Genomic DNA, 14,949 nt, shown 5'->3' on the forward strand with positions numbered 1-14,949 from the left:
CTGCGCCCTGCGGCATCGGCCGCCTCGCGAATTACCGGCCCGGCCTCCCCAAGGCCGCGGTGACGCGCGCCCGGAGGTCCGGGTTCTCTCAGCCAAGACGAACGCCTTTTCCCCGCGCGGCGCTGGCCGCCGCTTGATCCGGTCGAGACCGATGTCCGAACCCTTTGACTATTCGAAGACGCTGCTGCTGCCCGAGACGGCCTTTCCGATGCGCGCCGGCCTGCCGGAGAAGGAGCCCGAGATCCTCAAGGCCTGGGAGGCGATGGACCTCTACGGCCGGCTGCGGCGCGAGGCGAGGGGACGTGCGCGCTTCGTGCTGCATGACGGCCCGCCCTATGCCAACGGCCACCTCCATATCGGCCACGCCCTCAACAAGATCCTGAAGGACATGGTCACGAAGTCGCAGCAGATGGCGGGCTTCGACAGCGACTATGTCCCTGGCTGGGACTGCCACGGCCTGCCGATCGAATGGAAGATCGAGGAACAGTATCGCGCCAAGGGCTTGAACAAGGACGACGTGCCCATCGTCGAGTTCCGCAAGGAGTGCCGGGCTTTCGCCAGTCATTGGCTCGACGTTCAGCGCGGCGAGTTCAAGCGGCTCGGGGTGATCGGCGACTGGGATCATCCCTACCAGACCATGAGCTTCGCGGCGGAGGCGCAGATCGCCACCGAGCTGATGAAGTTCGCGGCTGACGGCCAGCTCTATCGCGGGTCCAAGCCGGTCATGTGGTCGGTGGTCGAGCGCACGGCGCTGGCCGAGGCCGAGGTCGAATATCACGACTACCAGAGCGACACGATCTTCGCTGCCTTCCCGGTCCTCGGTCAGGATTTCGCCGTGGTCATCTGGACGACCACGCCCTGGACCATCCCCGGCAACCGGGCGATCTCCTATTCGAAGCGTGTCGCCTACGGCCTCTATGAGGTCACGGCCGCGCCGGAGACGAACTGGGCCAAGGTCGGCGCCAAATATGTCGTTGCAGACAAGCTCGCCGCCGACATGTTCAAGGCAGCCAAGGTCGAGGGCTTCGCGCGGCTGCGCGATGTCACCGCGGCCGAGCTTGCCGGCTACACCGCGGCCCACCCGCTGCGCGGCCGAGGCTACGATTTCGACGTGCCGATGCTCGACGGCGATCATGTCACCGACGATGCCGGCACCGGCTTCGTCCATACCGCTCCCGGCCATGGCCGGGAGGACTTCGACATCTGGATGGCCAATGGCCGGGCGCTTGCCGCGCGCGGCATCGACACGGCGATTCCCTATACCGTCGATGGCGACGGCCGCTTCACGCAAGAGGCGCCGGGCTTCGCCGGGCGCCAGGTGATCACCGACAAGGGCGACAAGGGCGATGCCAACGGCGCCGTGATCGAGGCGCTTGCCGCGGCCGGCCGGCTCGTCGCGCGCGGCCGGCTGAAGCATACCTATCCGCATTCCTGGCGCTCGAAGAAGCCGGTGATCTTCCGCAACACGCCGCAATGGTTCATTGCGATGGACAAGCCCTATGCGGATGGCACGACGCTGCGCGAACGTGCGCTGAAGGCGATCCGCGACACCGAATGGGTGCCGGCTTCGGGCGAGAACCGCATCAACGGCATGATCGAGAACCGCCCGGACTGGGTGGTCTCGCGCCAGCGTGCCTGGGGCGTGCCGATCGCCGTCTTTGTCAGGAAGGGCACGAACGAGATCCTGAAGGACGAGGTCGTCAACCACCGCATCCGCGACGCCTTCACGCAGGAGGGCGCGGATGCCTGGTTCGCTTCGGCCGACGGCGCGCGCTTCCTGCAGCCCGAATATGATCCGAAGGAGTGGGACAAGATCGACGACGTGCTCGACGTCTGGTTCGATTCCGGTTCCACCCACGCCTTCACGCTCGAGGATCCGCAGGCCTTCCCGAACTTCGCCGGGCTGAAGCGCAAGGTCGACGGCGGCAACGACACGGTCATGTATCTGGAAGGCTCGGACCAGCATCGCGGCTGGTTCCACTCCTCGCTTCTGGAAAGCTGCGGCACGCGCGGTCGGGCGCCCTACGACGTCGTGCTGACGCACGGCTTCGTGCTGGACGGTGACGGCCGCAAGATGTCCAAGTCGCTCGGCAATACCGTGGCGCCGCAGGACGTCATCAAGCAGTCCGGCGCCGACATCCTGAGGCTCTGGGTCGCGGCCTCCGACTATTCCGACGATCTGCGCATCGGCAAGGAGATCCTGCAGACCACCTCGGACACCTATCGCAAGCTGCGCAACACCATCCGCTGGATGCTGGGCGCCCTGAAGCATCACGACGGCGCGCCCCTGCCGGCAAGCGGTGTCCCGGAGCTGGAGCAACTGATGCTGCACCGGCTCGCCGAACTGTCGCCGGCGGTGCACGAGGCCTATCGCGCCTACGACTACAAGAAGGTCTTCGCGCTGCTGAGCCACTTCATGACGGTCGATCTCTCGGCGTTCTATTTCGACGTGCGCAAGGACACGCTCTACTGCGATCCCTATTCCTCGCCGGTGCGCCGGACGGCGCTTGCGGTCATCGAGGAGCTGTTCCGCGCGGTCGCGACCTGGCTCGCGCCGATCCTGTCCTTCACCACGGAAGAGGCCTGGTGGGAGCGCTATGGCCGCGAGGGCAGCGTTCATCTCGCAGGCTTCTATGCCGCCGACCCGGCCTGGCTCGCGCCGGACCTGGCGGCGAGATGGGACAAGATCCGCAAGGTCCGACGCGTCGTCACCGGCGCGCTTGAGGTCGAGCGGGCGGCCAAGCGGCTCGGATCGTCGCTGGAAGCGGCGCCGGTCATCCACGTGGCCGATGCCGATCTCGCCGCCGCCCTCGAAGGCATCGACATGGCCGAGGTGGCGATCACTTCCGGCGCGACCATCGCAGCGGGCGAGGGGCCGGCGGACGCCTTCCGCCTCGACGAGGTGAAGGGCGTCGCGGTCGTGCCGGTCAAGGCGCCGGGCGTCAAATGCGCCCGGAGCTGGAAATATTTCGACCCGGAGACCGCCGACCCCGCCTATCCCGACATCACGCCGCGCGACGCGCAGGCGATGCATGAATGGAAGGCGCGCCACGCCCTTTGACACGGTCGCGGCGAGGGCGCCGGACACCCGGCGTCCGCTTCGCTTCCGGCCCGGCGCGGCAGGCGGCCGACGGCTGCTGGAAGGCGCTGGCCGGCGTCGCGTCGAAGACAGGGCCAGCCCCCGGGCCGCGGTAAGCGCTGCCGGGCGCCAGCCCTGCATGCGGCGCGTATAGGGAATGACACGATGGGGAGATGCCCGATCACAGCCGCTCGGCTTCGGGCTTATACTCGCCCCTGTCGTCTCAGGGGGAGCAGGCCATGCCCCAACGGAATTTTGCCGTCGTGCCCTTCGTTCAGCGGGGGTCTCGCATGGTGGCCGAGGATGTTCATTACCTCGATACCTACGAACAGGCGCAGGTCGTCGCCAAGTTCGTTGCCCGGAAGCGACCGGGGGTGATCATTCTTTCGGTCTCCTCGGCGCGGGCCGACGAGGATCCGGAAATCGTCGTTCTGGAACAGATCGGCGCGGGGCTCGCAAGTGCCACCGCGACGGTCCATTGATGCAAGGCCAAAGGTCTGAAGTATCAGGCCGCTGTCGCACGAGGCGACCCCGCCGGATCGCCTGAGGACAGCGACGCTGTTTCACACGTGTCGCTTCGAGCCCAAATCAGTCGTTTGCGTCAGTCGAGTTTCAGGTCGTCTGCCGACTGCTTGCCGGTGCGGCGGTCGGTGGCGAGCTCGTACGACACCTTCTCGCCTTCACGCAGGTCGTTGAGACCGGCGCGCTGCACGGCGGAAATGTGCACGAACACGTCCTTGCCGCCGTCGGCGGGCTGGATGAAGCCGTAGCCTTTCTGGGGGTTGAACCACTTTACAGTCCCGGTCGCCATGGAAGCTCCTCATGTTTGGCGGTGGAGGGATGGGATGTCACGCAGCCCGGCGTTTGGGCTGCGGACGAGCTTGGTTGGCCACGGGGCGCGGGTCGCGCCGCGGGGCCTGCGATGCATGCGGCACCACCGTCAACGGTACGCGCGTCAGCCTTTCGATGGCGGTCAGGTAGCTGCGCTCGGAAGGATCGCAGAAAGCGTAGGCAATGCCAGCCCGACCTGCACGGCCAGTGCGGCCGATGCGGTGGACATAGCTTTCCGGTTCGTTGGGCAGGTCGAAATTCACCACATGGGTGATCTCGGCGACGTCGATGCCGCGGGCGAACAGATCGGTCGCCACCAGCACGCGCACGTTGCCGGCCTTGAACTGGGCCAGCGCGCGCTGGCGTGCGTTCTGGCTCTTGTTGCCATGGATCGCATCGGCCGCGATGCCCGCCTTGGCGAGCTGGCCGGCCAGGCGATTGGCCCCGTGCTTGGTGCGCGTGAACACCACGACGCGGGCGAGGCCGGGATCCTTCAGCAGGCTCTCCAGCAGCGCCCGCTTGTCGGCCGTCGACACGTGATAGACGTGCTGCTCGATGGCCTCGACCGTCACGACTTCCGGGGTCACCTCGACGCTCACCGGCTCCCACAGGATGGTGCGGGCGAGCTTGGCCACCTCTTTCGGCATGGTCGCCGAGAACAGCATCGACTGACGCTGCTCGGGCAGCTTGTTGATGATCTTCATCACGTCATGGATGAAACCCATGTCGAGCATGCGGTCGGCTTCGTCGAGGACGAGATGGGTGACGGTATCGAGCCGCACAGCGCCCTGGTTCGACAGGTCGATGAGCCGGCCGGGAGTCGCGACGAGGATGTCAATGCCGCGTGCCAGGGCCTGAACCTGCGGGTTCTGGCCGACGCCGCCGAAAATGACGGTGTGGCGCAGCTTGGTCCGGCGCGACAGCTTGGCGATGGTATCGCCGATCTGCAGCGCCAGTTCGCGGGTGGGGGCGAGGATCAGGGCGCGCACGCCCTTGGCCGGCAGGCGGCTCGTCTCCTCGCTGAGATGCTGAAGGATGGGCAGGCTGAAGGCGGCGGTCTTGCCGGTGCCGGTCTGGGCGATGCCGATCAGGTCGTGGTCTTCAAGGAGGTGAGGAATAGCTTTCGCCTGGATCGGCGTCGGGCGGGTAAAGCCGTGATCCTTCAGAGAATGCAAGAGCGGCTCGGCCAGGCCGAGCGAAACGAAATCAGAGGAGTTCAAGAAGATGTGTCTTTCAAGTCTACCGGAAATACCGTCTCTACGGTCCCCAGTCTGGAGGTCATGAGCCGCGCGCCGGGGCGGATCAGACTCGTTGTCGCACCGATCTCCGGTTATCGACGCCCGGGAACTAACAAAGGCGGCGCAGCGCTATCACGACGATGTTTGCTTTAAATGCTGTAACTTGCCGTTCCCGTCAACCCCATCGCGTTAATTTCCGTATGGCCTATTTGGTTGAAGGACGTTGTTTCCTCGCTTAATTCTTGCGTCAATCAGTTGAAATTTCTCAGATATTGAAGCAAGACGCGGCATTGATGGGATGGCCGGCGGATAAGCAGTGTTACAGGGTTCGACGCGCGCTTCCGGCGAATAGAACATATGCACTCTACGGCGGGAACTCGTCGTTGTTTCGTGCGTTACGCAGCGTGTCGCGCTGCGGTCGTGGCGTAGCCGGAACGGCAAATCCGGGCTAGCACTTCACGCGATACCTCGTTCCCCTGGGAGCCGTCCGATGACCAGTCTCGTTAGCCGCCGCATTGTTCTCGCCGCCCGTCCGCATGGTGAACCGAAGCCCTCCGACTTTCGCATCGAGGAGGCGCCGGTCGCCGCGCCGGGCGAGGGCGAGGTGGTTCTCAAGATCCGCTACCTCTCCCTCGATCCCTATATGCGCGGCCGGATGAGCGATGCCAAGTCTTACGCCGCGCCCGTCGAGATCGGCGGCGTGATGGAAGGCGGCACCGTCGGCGAAGTGGTGGAGAGCCGCAGCGACCGTTTCCGCGCCGGCGACATCGTCCTGTCGCATTCGGGCTGGCAGTCCCATGCTGTCGCCGACGCCAAGACGCTGCGCAAGATCGACCCGTCGGCCGCGCCGATCTCGACGGCGCTCGGTGTGCTCGGCATGCCCGGCATGACGGCCTATACCGGGCTTCTGACCATCGGCCAGCCGAAGGCCGGCGAGACCGTGGTGGTCGCCGCGGCGACCGGTCCGGTCGGCTCGGCGGTCGGCCAGATCGCCAGGATCAAGGGCGCGCGCGCGGTCGGCATTGCCGGTGGCGCCGACAAGTGCCGGGCGCTGATCGAGGAGTTTGGTTTCGACGTGGCCGTCGATCACCGCTCGCCGACCTTTGCGGCGGACCTGAAGGCGGCCTGCCCCAATGGCATCGACGTCTATTTCGAGAATGTCGGCGGGGCGGTTTTCGACGCCGTCTTCCCGCTGCTCAACTTCTTCGCCCGGGTGCCGGTCTGCGGCGTCATCGCACAGTACAATGCCACCAGCCTGCCCGACGGGCCGGACCGGACGCCCCTGATCCTGCGCGACATCCTGACCAAGCGCCTGAATTTCCGCGGCTTCATCGTGCGCGACTTCGCCGATCAGGCGAAGGATTTCTTCACCGACATGTCGGCCTGGATACGCGACGGCAAGGTCAAGTACCGGGAGGATGTCGTCGAAGGGCTCGACAATGCGCCGGAGGCCTTCATCGGCCTGCTCAAGGGCCGCAATTTCGGCAAGCTGGTGATCAAGGTCGCCTGACCGCCTGCTCACGTGAAGGCGGCCCGGGCTGGCAGAGTCCGGGCCGCGCTGTTTCGAGGCAGCGGCTCAGGCGAGGTGCGCGCCGACGAACCAATGGTCCTTGTCGACCGCCCTGGCAACGCTCGTGAAGATGTCGGCGGTGACCGCATCGCCCGCCGTATCGGCTTCGTCGATCCCTTCGCGGCAGGACTTGGCGAAAGCGCCGAGCCGGTCGCTCACCGCCTTGAGATGGTCGGCTTGCGCGCTGGCGTCCAGCGGATAGGCGGCCAGCGACGTGGCTGCCGCCGCCGCCTGCGTCGTGCCGGCGGCAATGCCGCCGAGCTGCACGATGCGCTCGGCCAGCGTGTCGCCGTGATCCTCGATGCGGGCGGCCACCGCGTCGAACAGCTCGTGCACGGCAATGAAGCCGGGGCCCTTGATGTTCCAGTGGGCCTGTTTGATCGCCAGCTTCAGATCAACGGCATCGGCAAGCCGCTTGTTGAGCAGGGCGATCATGGCGTTGCGCGTATTGCTCTTCAGGTCGTTGGCAAAGGCTTTGGTCATCTCAACTCCTCGGACAGGGCCGGATTCGACCGATGAAGCCGTATTCGCGTCGCCCGGCCGGATCACCCTATAGCACCAAAGCGCGCAACCAGTTCATCGGGAAGGACAATGCCGCCGCCAGCTGCTGCGGCACGCAGCGCCAGGCGCCGCTGGCCGGGGAGCCGCGCGCCAGGCTGCGCCTCGATGGCGGCGGCAAGCGCCGTCATGCGCGCCCCGAGCGCGGCGTGGCCGAAGCCGGCCGGATCGATGGCGAGAATCGTCTGCCCGGTTCCGGGCGGAGGCCCCTTGTCGTCGAGGAAGGAGGAGGCTTCCATCGACAGATGCGCGCCGGTCAGGGCGGCCGCCAGCACCTCCACCATCAGCGCGAGCGCCGTTCCCTTGGCGCCGCCGAGCGCCACCATGGTCCCCTTCAGCGCCTCTCCGGCGTCGGTGGTCGGCCGGCCCTCGGCATCCAGCGCCCAGCCTTCCGGGATCGCTTCGCCCTTCTGCCTGGCGGCGACGATATTGCCGCGTGCGACGGTGGAGAGCGCGAGGTCGACCACAACCGGCGGGCGTCCCGGCAGCGGCGCGGCGAAGGCAATGGGATTGGTGCCGTAGACGGCGCGGGTGCCGCCCGCCGGCGCGATCGCTTCCGGCGTATTGGCGAAGAACAGCGCGATCAGGCCCTGCTCGGCGAGACGCTCGACATGATGGCCGAGCGCTCCGGCATGGTTGGAGCGGGTGATCGCCGCCGCGGCGATGCCGGTTTCGCGCGCGATGACGGCGAGCTCGGCGCAGGCCAGATCAATGGCCGGATAGGCGAAGCCGTCAGCAGCGTCGATCATCAGCGTTGCCGGCCGGATCCGCGCCGCGGTGGGCACGGCATCGCCGCGGATCTTGCCGGCGGCAAGCATGCCGAGATAGGTCGGGATGCGCGACAGGCCATGGCCCTTGAGGCCGTCGGCCTCGGCACCGACCAGAGCGCGAGCCACGGAGGCGGCGGCGAGCGCGGAGGCGCCGTGGCTGCGGAAGATGCGGGCGACATAGGCCTCGGCGGCCGCAATGGAAACGCGGTTCATGACGGGCACTCCTCGAGAGCCTTGAGGACATTCGCCGCCGTGACGGCGGAGACCCGGACATTGCTCTCGACGGTCACGCCGGCAATATGCGGCGTCAGGATGAGATTGGGCACGCCGGCGAGCGGCGAGCCCGCCTTCAAGGGCTCGGTGTCGAACACGTCCAGCGCGGCGCCGGCGAGCTGGCCGGCCGTGAGCGCGGCCGCCAGCGCCGCTTCGTCGACCACCCCGCCGCGTGCGGCATTGACCAGAACCGCGCCGGGTTTCATGGCCGCGAGCCGCGCCGCGTCGAAGAGGGCACGGGTCTCCTCGGTCAATGGCACATGCAGGCTGACCGCATCGGCCGAGCCGACGAGCGTGTCGAGACCGACTTTGGCGACACCGTGGGCCCGCCAGGCCGGGTCGCCGTCGGCGACGAACGGATCGGCGGCCATGACGGTCATGCCGAAGGCGCGCGCCCGTGCCGCAGTCTCGCGGGCGATCGCGCCGAAACCGACGAGGCCCAGTGTCTTGCCGCAAACCTCCCGGCCCATCAGCCGCTCGCGCGGCCAGGTGCCGCCGGCCACCTCGGCGCTGGCGGCATAGGCGCCGCGCAGCAGCATCAGGATGGTCGTCACGGCCCATTCGGCGACGGCTATGTCGTTGGCGCCGGTTGCCGGCAGCACGGCGATGCCGCGCGCTTTGCAGGCGGCGACATCGATATTGTCGAGCCCGACGCCGAGCCGGCCGATGGCCACGAGGCGGCGGCCCGCTTCGAGCAGCGGGCCGCGCACCTGGGTGCGGTTGCGCACGATCAGGGCCCGCGCGGCGGCGGCATGGCGCAGCAGTTCCTCGGGCCGGTCGACGAGCGTCTTGTCGTAGACGACCGTGTGCCGGTTCGCGAGCTCGGCCACGGCCGTCTCGTCCATGAACTCGCTGATGACGATATCGGCCATGTCCGCTCGCGCTAGCTGATCAGAAGGCCGGCAATGACGACGGCCAGGATGGTGACGGTGGTGCCGATGAAGACGGCGACGTGGCGCCAGCCGATCGACAGGATGGCGGTGATCGACGTACCGAGGCCCAGCGCGGCGATGGCGATCAGAAGGCCGGCATTGGAGATGGCGACGAGCCAGCCCTTGACCTGCGCATAGGGGGCGGCGAGGGCCGTGTTCGGCAGGATCGAATTGACAACGACGAGAGCGAGGAAGACCAGCGCGAAGACCGGCACGGGCACCTTGGCTTCGTGGGCCGCTTCGCCGCGGCGCATGAACCACCAGCCGATGACGAGGACGACGGGCAGCAGCAGGAACACCCTGAACAGCTTGACCACCACGGCCGTGTTGCCGACCGGGTCCGACACGGCATAGCCGGCGCCGACCACCTGCGCCATGTCGTGGATGGTGGCGCCGAGAAGGATGCCGGTCTTGGTCGCGTCGAAGCCGACCAGGATGGCGAGCGGCGGATAGGCGAGCATGACCAGCGTCGACAGCGCATTGGCGGCGACGACGGTGAAGGCCGTGTCGGCGGCGCGCGCCTTGTAGTGCGGCAGCACCGTGGTGGTGGCGAGGGCTGCCGAGGCGCCGCAGACCGCGGTCGCCGCGCCCGCGAGAGCCCCGTAGCCGTCATGGGCTCCGACCCGGCGGGCGAGCCAGATGCCGGTTGCGATGGTGACCGCCATGGCGGTGACGACGAGCACCAGCGTGCCGGCGCCGAGCCCGACAATGTCGCCCAGCGCGACCCGTAGCCCAAGCAGGCCGATCGCCCAGCGCAGCAGCTTCTTCACGGCGAAGGTCAGGCCGGGTTCGAACAGCGGTCGGGCGGCAAGACCGTGCAGGGCTATGCCGATGATCAGCGCGATGACCATGCCGGGCAGGGCGAGGCGTCCGCCACTCGCCGTCCGGACCAGCGGCTCGGCGAACACGGCGGCGATCGAGACGGCGGATGCGAGCGCCATGCCGGGCAGCAGCGGCCGTGCGGCGGCGGGAGAAACGAGCGTCATGAGGGGGCCTGCCTGCGCCGCTGCGCCGTGGCGTCGAGTGCGGCGGATTGCGCATAGACGAGGGAGCGGCGGTCGTCGCGCTGGCGCACCTCGCGCAGGGTGAAGCCGAGCGCGTCGAGAATCCTGCGCGAGGCGGCATTGGTCTCGCGGGTGACCGCGACGACCGGACCAAGATCACGCCGGGCGGCGAAGTCGAGCACGGCGCGCATGGCTTCAAGCGTAAAGCCCTGGCCGCGCTGTTCCGGCATGACGGCATAGCGCAGGGCCAGGCCGAGGCCGTCGTCGTGCTGCCAGAGGCCGGCTATGCCGACAAAGGCGCCGGTGTCGCGGCGGCGCATCGCGAACATGCCATGGCCGTGGTCGACCCAGATGCGCCGATAGCCGTCGAGCTGATCGCGCGTCGCCGCCGCATCGAGCACGCCATGCTTGAGCCGGCCGCCGGCTTCGGGATCGGCATTGAGGCGCGCGAGCTGATCGAAATCGCCGAGCCCGATCGGACTGAGCACGAGCCGCTCCGTATCGAGAATGGGACCGAGCCGGATCGCATAGACCAGTGTCGGGCCGTCGCGGTGCGGCGAGGCGTCGATGCGCGCGGCGAGGAGGCCGCCATTGGCCTCGATCACGCCCATCGAGGCGGCATTGTCGGGATCGCAGGTCAGCGTGACCTGGTCGAGGCCGACGCTGCGCGCTTCCGGCAGGATCGCGGCGAGCGCCGCGCGGGCATAGCCGCGCCGGCGTTTCCATGGCACGACCGCATAGCCGACATGGCCGGAGACGTGGGCGGGCAGGGCATCGGAGCCCTCCTGCCAGCGCAGGGAAATGACACCGGCAAATTCACCGTCCCACAGCCAGCGCGCAATGAACGGCAGCTTCGGCACGCGCGATCCGTCCGGCAGCAGGATCAGTCCCTCGCGGCTGGTCAGGCTCGCCACGAAGGCTGCCGGGTCGGCTTCATAGGCGGTGATCTGCTCGGCGCTGACGTCGCGCAGATTGTTCGGAGACCAGCCCTGGCGCAGGGCATCGACATAGCCTTCGACCTTGTCGAGGCTCGGCGCGACGAGGGTGAGCGGCATTGCGGCCATGGCTGCCATCGGGGCAGTCCGGCGCGCCGGGCGGCGCGCCGGAACAGGGAATGATCAGGCCGAGCGATAGAGCTTGGTCATCGAGAACTCGCGGTGGCCCAGCGCCTCGGCTGCGGTCAGGCGGCCGTTCGCCGTGCGGACGATGTTCTCGATCAGGGCGTCGCCGGCCTGCGGGATCGTCATGGTCCGTTTCAGCACACCCGACACGTCCACGTCGATATGTTCGGGCATGGTCCGGATGGTTTTCGGATTGCCCGAGATCTTGATGACCGGCACGATCGGATTGCCAATGACATTGCCCTGGCCGGTCGGGAAGGTGTGGATGACATAGCCGCCGGCGGCCATCAGCGTCACGCATTCGGCCGCCGCCGAGGACGTGTCCATATAGTAGAGGCCGGCGCCGCTCGCCGGCGTCTCGGCCGGCTGCAGAATGTCGATGTAGCGGCATTCACGGCCGATCTTCTCGAGATTGCCCAGGGCCTTTTCCTCGATCGTCGTCAGGCCGCCGGCAATATTGCCCTTGGTCGGCTGGCTGTCGGACAGATCGTCGGTCTTGTGCGCTTCGATGACGTCGTCCTGATAGGCCTTCCACATCTTGTACCAGCGCTCGCCGACTTCGGGCGTCGCCGCGCGGGCCTTGCACAGATGTTCCGCGCCGGTGATCTCGGAGGTCTCGCCGAAAACGCCGTAGATGCCGCGCGGGATCAGCTTGTCGTACATGTTGCCGACCGTCGGGCAGGACGACAGGCCGGTCGTGGTGTCGCTCTCGCCGCACTTCGTCGAGATCCACAATTCCTCGATGGCGCATTTCTCGCGGGCGAGCTCGGTGGCCCACTGCACGAATTCCTTGGCGACATAGCTCGCCTTGGCGATGGTGGCGATGTCGCCATGGCCTTCGATGCCGAAGCCGACGACCGGCTTGCCGGTCCTGGCGATGCCGTCGACCACGCGCTTGGTCCACTGGTCCTCGATGCCGATCACCACCACGGCGGCGACGTTCGGATTGGCGCCCGTGCCGATGAGAGTGCGGAAATGCAGGTCCAGGTCCTCGCCGAACTGCAGGCGCCCATAGGCGTGCGGAATGGCGAGCGTGCCCTTGATATTGTTGGCGACCGCCTCGCAGGCGGCGTTGGAGAGATCGTCGAGCGGCAGCAGCAGGACGTGATTGCGCACGCCGACCCGGCCGTTCTCGCGGCGCCAGCCCATGAAGCTGTCGAGCGAGCGGCCGCTCGGGCGCTTGACCACCGGAGCCTTGAAGCCCTCGGCGTCGATCCTGCGGCCCTTGACCGATTTCAGCTTGCGCTGGACGAGTTCGAAATTCGCCACCATCAGCGACATGTCTTTAAGTCCTCACCAGCGCTTGGTCTTGATGTTGTGCACGTGGGCGTGTTCGCCGGCCTTGATGTCGGCGACGGCCTTGCCGATGTCCTGGCCGTACTTCCAGATCGTGTCGCCCTTCTTGATGTTCTTCAGCGCCACCTTGTGGCCGATCGGAATGTCCTGCTTCGCAGTGATGCGGAAATCCGAATTGTCGTGAGTGACCACGGCGAGCATGTCGGTACCGGCCTTCAGGCCTTCCACGACGACCACGCCGACCGTGTCTTTCTTTTCGTGCACCAGGAGATGGGGGGCGCCCGTTGTGCCTGCCATTGCCAGCCTTCCTCGCCGCTGTCGCGCTCTTCGCGCATAGGTCTTGTATAAGACATAAGAGCAGATACAGTGTCAACGGAAGCGAGGCAGGCCGATGGCTCACGAACGGGACGAGCGCGACGGTGGCGACGGCGATGTCGTCGGCTTTCGGCCGCTCTATCGGCAGGTCAAGGACATGCTGGTCAGGCGTATCGCCGACGGCCGCTGGCAGACGGGGCAGATCATCCCGAGCGAATTCCAGATCGCTCATGAACTGGCGGTGAGCCAGGGCACCGTGCGCAAGGCGCTGGACGAGATGACGGCCGAGAACCTGCTCGTGCGTCGCCAGGGCCGCGGCACCTTCGTCGCGTCCCACGATGAGGACCGGGTGCTGTTCCAGTTCTTCAAGCTGTCGCGCGACGGCGGTGCGCGCGTCTTTCCGGACAGCGAGGTCCATGCGGTGGCGCGCCAGCGCGCCGACGCCACCATGCGGGCGAAGCTGGCGCTCGGGGCCGGGGCCTCGGTCGTGTCGATCCGGCGAGTGCGCTCGCTCGGCGGCGAAAAGGCCATTTCCGAGGCGATCGTCGTACCGGCGGCGCGCTTTCCCGGGCTCGAGCGCGAGGAGCCCATGCCGAACAATCTCTACGGCCTCTACGCCGCGCGCTACGGCGTGCCGGTCGCGCGGGCCACCGAAAGCCTCAAGGCGATCGCCTGCCCGGCGGAGGATGCGGCCCTTCTCGGCCTCGATCCCGGCGCGCCGGTCCTGTTGATCGACCGCATCGCCGCCGACGTTCAGGGCGCGCCCGTAGAATGGCGTGTCTCTTTATGCCGATCCGACAGCTTTCATTATCTATCGGATCTACGATGAGTGCCGGATCGACGGGCCGGACATTCACGAAAGACAATACCGTCCAAGTTTTTGGAGGAAGGAATGCTTTGTCGTGAAATGATCGGCGCGTCATGTCGCGCTGTTCTGGGTGCCGCCCTGGCCGCCCTGGCCGGTCTTCTGTCACCCGCTGTGGCCGAGACCTATCCGGACCGCCCGATCACCATGATCGTGCCCTTTGCCGCCGGCGGACCGTCGGACGTGCTGGGCCGTCTCATCGGCCAGTCGATGTCGCGCACGCTCGGCCAGACCGTCATCATCGAGAATGTCGGCGGCGCCGGCGGAACGACCGGCGCCGCGCGCGCGGCGCGTGCGCCGGCCGACGGCTACACCATCCTGATCCATCACGTGGCTCTGGCGGCAGGTGCGACGCTCTATCCGAACCTGCCTTATGACACGCTGAAGGATTTCGCGCCGATCGGCCTCGTCAATCAGGGGCCCTTCGTGATGATCTCGAAGCTCGACCTGCCGCCGCGCAACATTGCCGAACTCCTCGCCTATCTGAAAGCCAATGGCCGCAGCGTCTCGCTCGCCCATGCCGGCATCGGCTCGGGCGCGCATCTGTGCAACATGCTTCTCCAGTCGGCGCTCCAGGTGAAGGTCAACGAGATTCCCTATCGCGGCACCGGTCCGGCCATGAACGATCTCCTCGCGGGCCAGGTCGATGTCCTGTGCGACCAGACGACCAATTCGATGCCGCAGATCCAGGGCAACCGGGTCAGGTCCTATGCCGTGACCTCGGCCGAGCGTGTCGCGCAACTGCCCGACCTGCGGACGCTGCAGCAGGCGGGCCTGGCCGGTTTCGAGATCACCATCTGGCACGCCCTCTATGCACCGCGGGGAACACCGGCGCCGGCGCTCGCCAAGCTTGGCGCGGCGCTGGAGGCGGCGTTGAAGGATCCGCAGGTGCTCGCCCGCTTCACCGATCTCGGCACGACGCCCTATCCCGAGGGGCGGCGCGGAGCGGCCGAGGCGCGGGCCCAGCTTGAAAGCGAGGTCGCCAAATGGGGCCGGGTCATCCGCGAGGCCGGCGTCGTCGCCAACTGACCCCGTGACAGATCGCGTCCCATGACGCAGCATCGGCGCCAGGCCCCTTGAAGAAGGGCCGGGCGCTC

The 14,949-nt window shown here is 67.3% G+C and carries 14 protein-coding genes; 5 read left to right on the top strand and 9 right to left on the bottom strand.

Annotated elements, in window-relative coordinates; all coding sequences use genetic code 11:
• The first annotated feature begins 151 nt into the window (after nt 1–151).
• Nucleotides 152–3,061, top strand: a complete 2,910-nt coding sequence (ileS, locus tag OZ671_RS10275) for an isoleucine--tRNA ligase (protein WP_268860673.1) — start codon at nt 152–154, stop codon at nt 3,059–3,061.
• 257 nt (nt 3,062–3,318) lie between these two features.
• A complete protein-coding gene (locus tag OZ671_RS10280; protein WP_038310054.1) occupies nt 3,319–3,561 on the top strand; it encodes a hypothetical protein in 243 nt (80 codons plus the stop codon).
• Between the two features lie 119 nt (nt 3,562–3,680).
• Here the strand turns inward: OZ671_RS10280 and OZ671_RS10285 are convergent, their stop codons facing one another.
• Together OZ671_RS10285 and OZ671_RS10290 are read right to left on the bottom strand one after the other, a co-directional pair.
• Nucleotides 3,681–3,890, bottom strand: a complete 210-nt coding sequence (locus tag OZ671_RS10285; protein ID WP_038310056.1) for a cold-shock protein — start codon at nt 3,888–3,890, stop codon at nt 3,681–3,683.
• A gap of 37 nt (nt 3,891–3,927) precedes the next feature.
• A complete protein-coding gene (locus OZ671_RS10290) occupies nt 3,928–5,130 on the bottom strand; it encodes a DEAD/DEAH box helicase (RefSeq protein WP_268860674.1) in 1,203 nt (400 codons plus the stop codon).
• Nucleotides 5,131–5,638: 508 nt separating this feature from the next.
• Between OZ671_RS10290 and OZ671_RS10295 the strand changes: the two genes are divergently transcribed.
• Complete coding sequence (locus OZ671_RS10295) at nt 5,639–6,658, top strand: NADP-dependent oxidoreductase (protein WP_268860675.1); 1,020 nt, start codon at nt 5,639–5,641, stop codon at nt 6,656–6,658.
• Between the two features lie 66 nt (nt 6,659–6,724).
• On the opposite strand, the gene dps is transcribed toward OZ671_RS10295, so the two are convergent.
• From dps to OZ671_RS10330, 7 genes are all read right to left on the bottom strand, one after another.
• Complete coding sequence (dps, locus tag OZ671_RS10300) at nt 6,725–7,201, bottom strand: DNA starvation/stationary phase protection protein Dps (RefSeq protein ID WP_268860676.1); 477 nt, start codon at nt 7,199–7,201, stop codon at nt 6,725–6,727.
• A gap of 62 nt (nt 7,202–7,263) precedes the next feature.
• Complete coding sequence (locus tag OZ671_RS10305; protein ID WP_268860677.1) at nt 7,264–8,259, bottom strand: Ldh family oxidoreductase; 996 nt, start codon at nt 8,257–8,259, stop codon at nt 7,264–7,266.
• On the bottom strand, nt 8,256–9,191 hold the full coding sequence (locus OZ671_RS10310) for an NAD(P)-dependent oxidoreductase (RefSeq protein ID WP_268860678.1): 936 nt from the start codon (nt 9,189–9,191) through the stop codon (nt 8,256–8,258). The genes OZ671_RS10305 and OZ671_RS10310 overlap by 4 nt, the downstream gene beginning before the upstream one ends.
• An 11-nt stretch (nt 9,192–9,202) precedes the next feature.
• Entirely contained in the window at nt 9,203–10,237 is a 1,035-nt protein-coding gene (locus tag OZ671_RS10315; protein WP_268860679.1) for a YeiH family protein, read from the bottom strand.
• Nucleotides 10,234–11,319 carry a GNAT family N-acetyltransferase gene (locus OZ671_RS10320; RefSeq protein WP_268860680.1) on the bottom strand — a complete coding sequence of 362 codons (1,086 nt, stop codon included), beginning with the start codon at nt 11,317–11,319 and terminating at the stop codon, nt 10,234–10,236. Before OZ671_RS10320 ends, OZ671_RS10315 begins: the two co-directional genes overlap by 4 nt.
• Nucleotides 11,320–11,373: 54 nt before the next feature.
• Nucleotides 11,374–12,525, bottom strand: a complete 1,152-nt coding sequence (locus OZ671_RS10325; RefSeq protein ID WP_268860735.1) for a UxaA family hydrolase — start codon at nt 12,523–12,525, stop codon at nt 11,374–11,376.
• Between the two features lie 144 nt (nt 12,526–12,669).
• Nucleotides 12,670–12,969 carry a UxaA family hydrolase gene (locus OZ671_RS10330; RefSeq protein WP_038310070.1) on the bottom strand — a complete coding sequence of 100 codons (300 nt, stop codon included), beginning with the start codon at nt 12,967–12,969 and terminating at the stop codon, nt 12,670–12,672.
• 94 nt (nt 12,970–13,063) lie between these two features.
• On the opposite strand from OZ671_RS10330, the gene OZ671_RS10335 reads away from it, so the two are divergent.
• Together OZ671_RS10335 and OZ671_RS10340 are read left to right on the top strand one after the other, a co-directional pair.
• Nucleotides 13,064–13,816, top strand: a complete 753-nt coding sequence (locus tag OZ671_RS10335) for a GntR family transcriptional regulator (RefSeq protein WP_268860681.1) — start codon at nt 13,064–13,066, stop codon at nt 13,814–13,816.
• 63 nt (nt 13,817–13,879) lie between these two features.
• The gene (locus OZ671_RS10340) at nt 13,880–14,881 is read left to right on the top strand and encodes a tripartite tricarboxylate transporter substrate-binding protein (RefSeq protein WP_268860682.1); all 1,002 of its coding nucleotides are present in this window, start codon (nt 13,880–13,882) and stop codon (nt 14,879–14,881) included.
• The last annotated feature ends 68 nt before the right edge of the window (nt 14,882–14,949 follow it).

It is taken from the genome of Phreatobacter sp. AB_2022a, from assembly GCF_026847585.1.
In the GTDB taxonomy this organism is placed as follows: Bacteria; Pseudomonadota; Alphaproteobacteria; order Rhizobiales; family Phreatobacteraceae; genus Phreatobacter.

Bases quoted from the DNA above. Each gene is read 5' to 3' on its own strand.
- ileS (WP_268860673.1), top strand. From the start codon at position 152: ATGTCCGAACCCTTTGACTATTCGAAGACGCTGCTGCTGCCCGAGACG.
- dps (WP_268860676.1), bottom strand. From the start codon at position 7,201: ATGACCAAAGCCTTTGCCAACGACCTGAAGAGCAATACGCGCAACGCC.
- OZ671_RS10310 (WP_268860678.1), bottom strand. From the start codon at position 9,191: ATGGCCGATATCGTCATCAGCGAGTTCATGGACGAGACGGCCGTGGCC.
- OZ671_RS10305 (WP_268860677.1), bottom strand. From the start codon at position 8,259: ATGAACCGCGTTTCCATTGCGGCCGCCGAGGCCTATGTCGCCCGCATC.
- OZ671_RS10285 (WP_038310056.1), bottom strand. From the start codon at position 3,890: ATGGCGACCGGGACTGTAAAGTGGTTCAACCCCCAGAAAGGCTACGGC.
- OZ671_RS10335 (WP_268860681.1), top strand. From the start codon at position 13,064: ATGGCTCACGAACGGGACGAGCGCGACGGTGGCGACGGCGATGTCGTC.
- OZ671_RS10325 (WP_268860735.1), bottom strand. From the start codon at position 12,525: ATGGGCTGGCGCCGCGAGAACGGCCGGGTCGGCGTGCGCAATCACGTC.
- OZ671_RS10295 (WP_268860675.1), top strand. From the start codon at position 5,639: ATGACCAGTCTCGTTAGCCGCCGCATTGTTCTCGCCGCCCGTCCGCAT.
- OZ671_RS10340 (WP_268860682.1), top strand. From the start codon at position 13,880: ATGCTTTGTCGTGAAATGATCGGCGCGTCATGTCGCGCTGTTCTGGGT.
- OZ671_RS10330 (WP_038310070.1), bottom strand. From the start codon at position 12,969: ATGGCAGGCACAACGGGCGCCCCCCATCTCCTGGTGCACGAAAAGAAA.
- OZ671_RS10280 (WP_038310054.1), top strand. From the start codon at position 3,319: ATGCCCCAACGGAATTTTGCCGTCGTGCCCTTCGTTCAGCGGGGGTCT.
- OZ671_RS10315 (WP_268860679.1), bottom strand. From the start codon at position 10,237: ATGACGCTCGTTTCTCCCGCCGCCGCACGGCCGCTGCTGCCCGGCATG.
- OZ671_RS10320 (WP_268860680.1), bottom strand. From the start codon at position 11,319: ATGGCCGCAATGCCGCTCACCCTCGTCGCGCCGAGCCTCGACAAGGTC.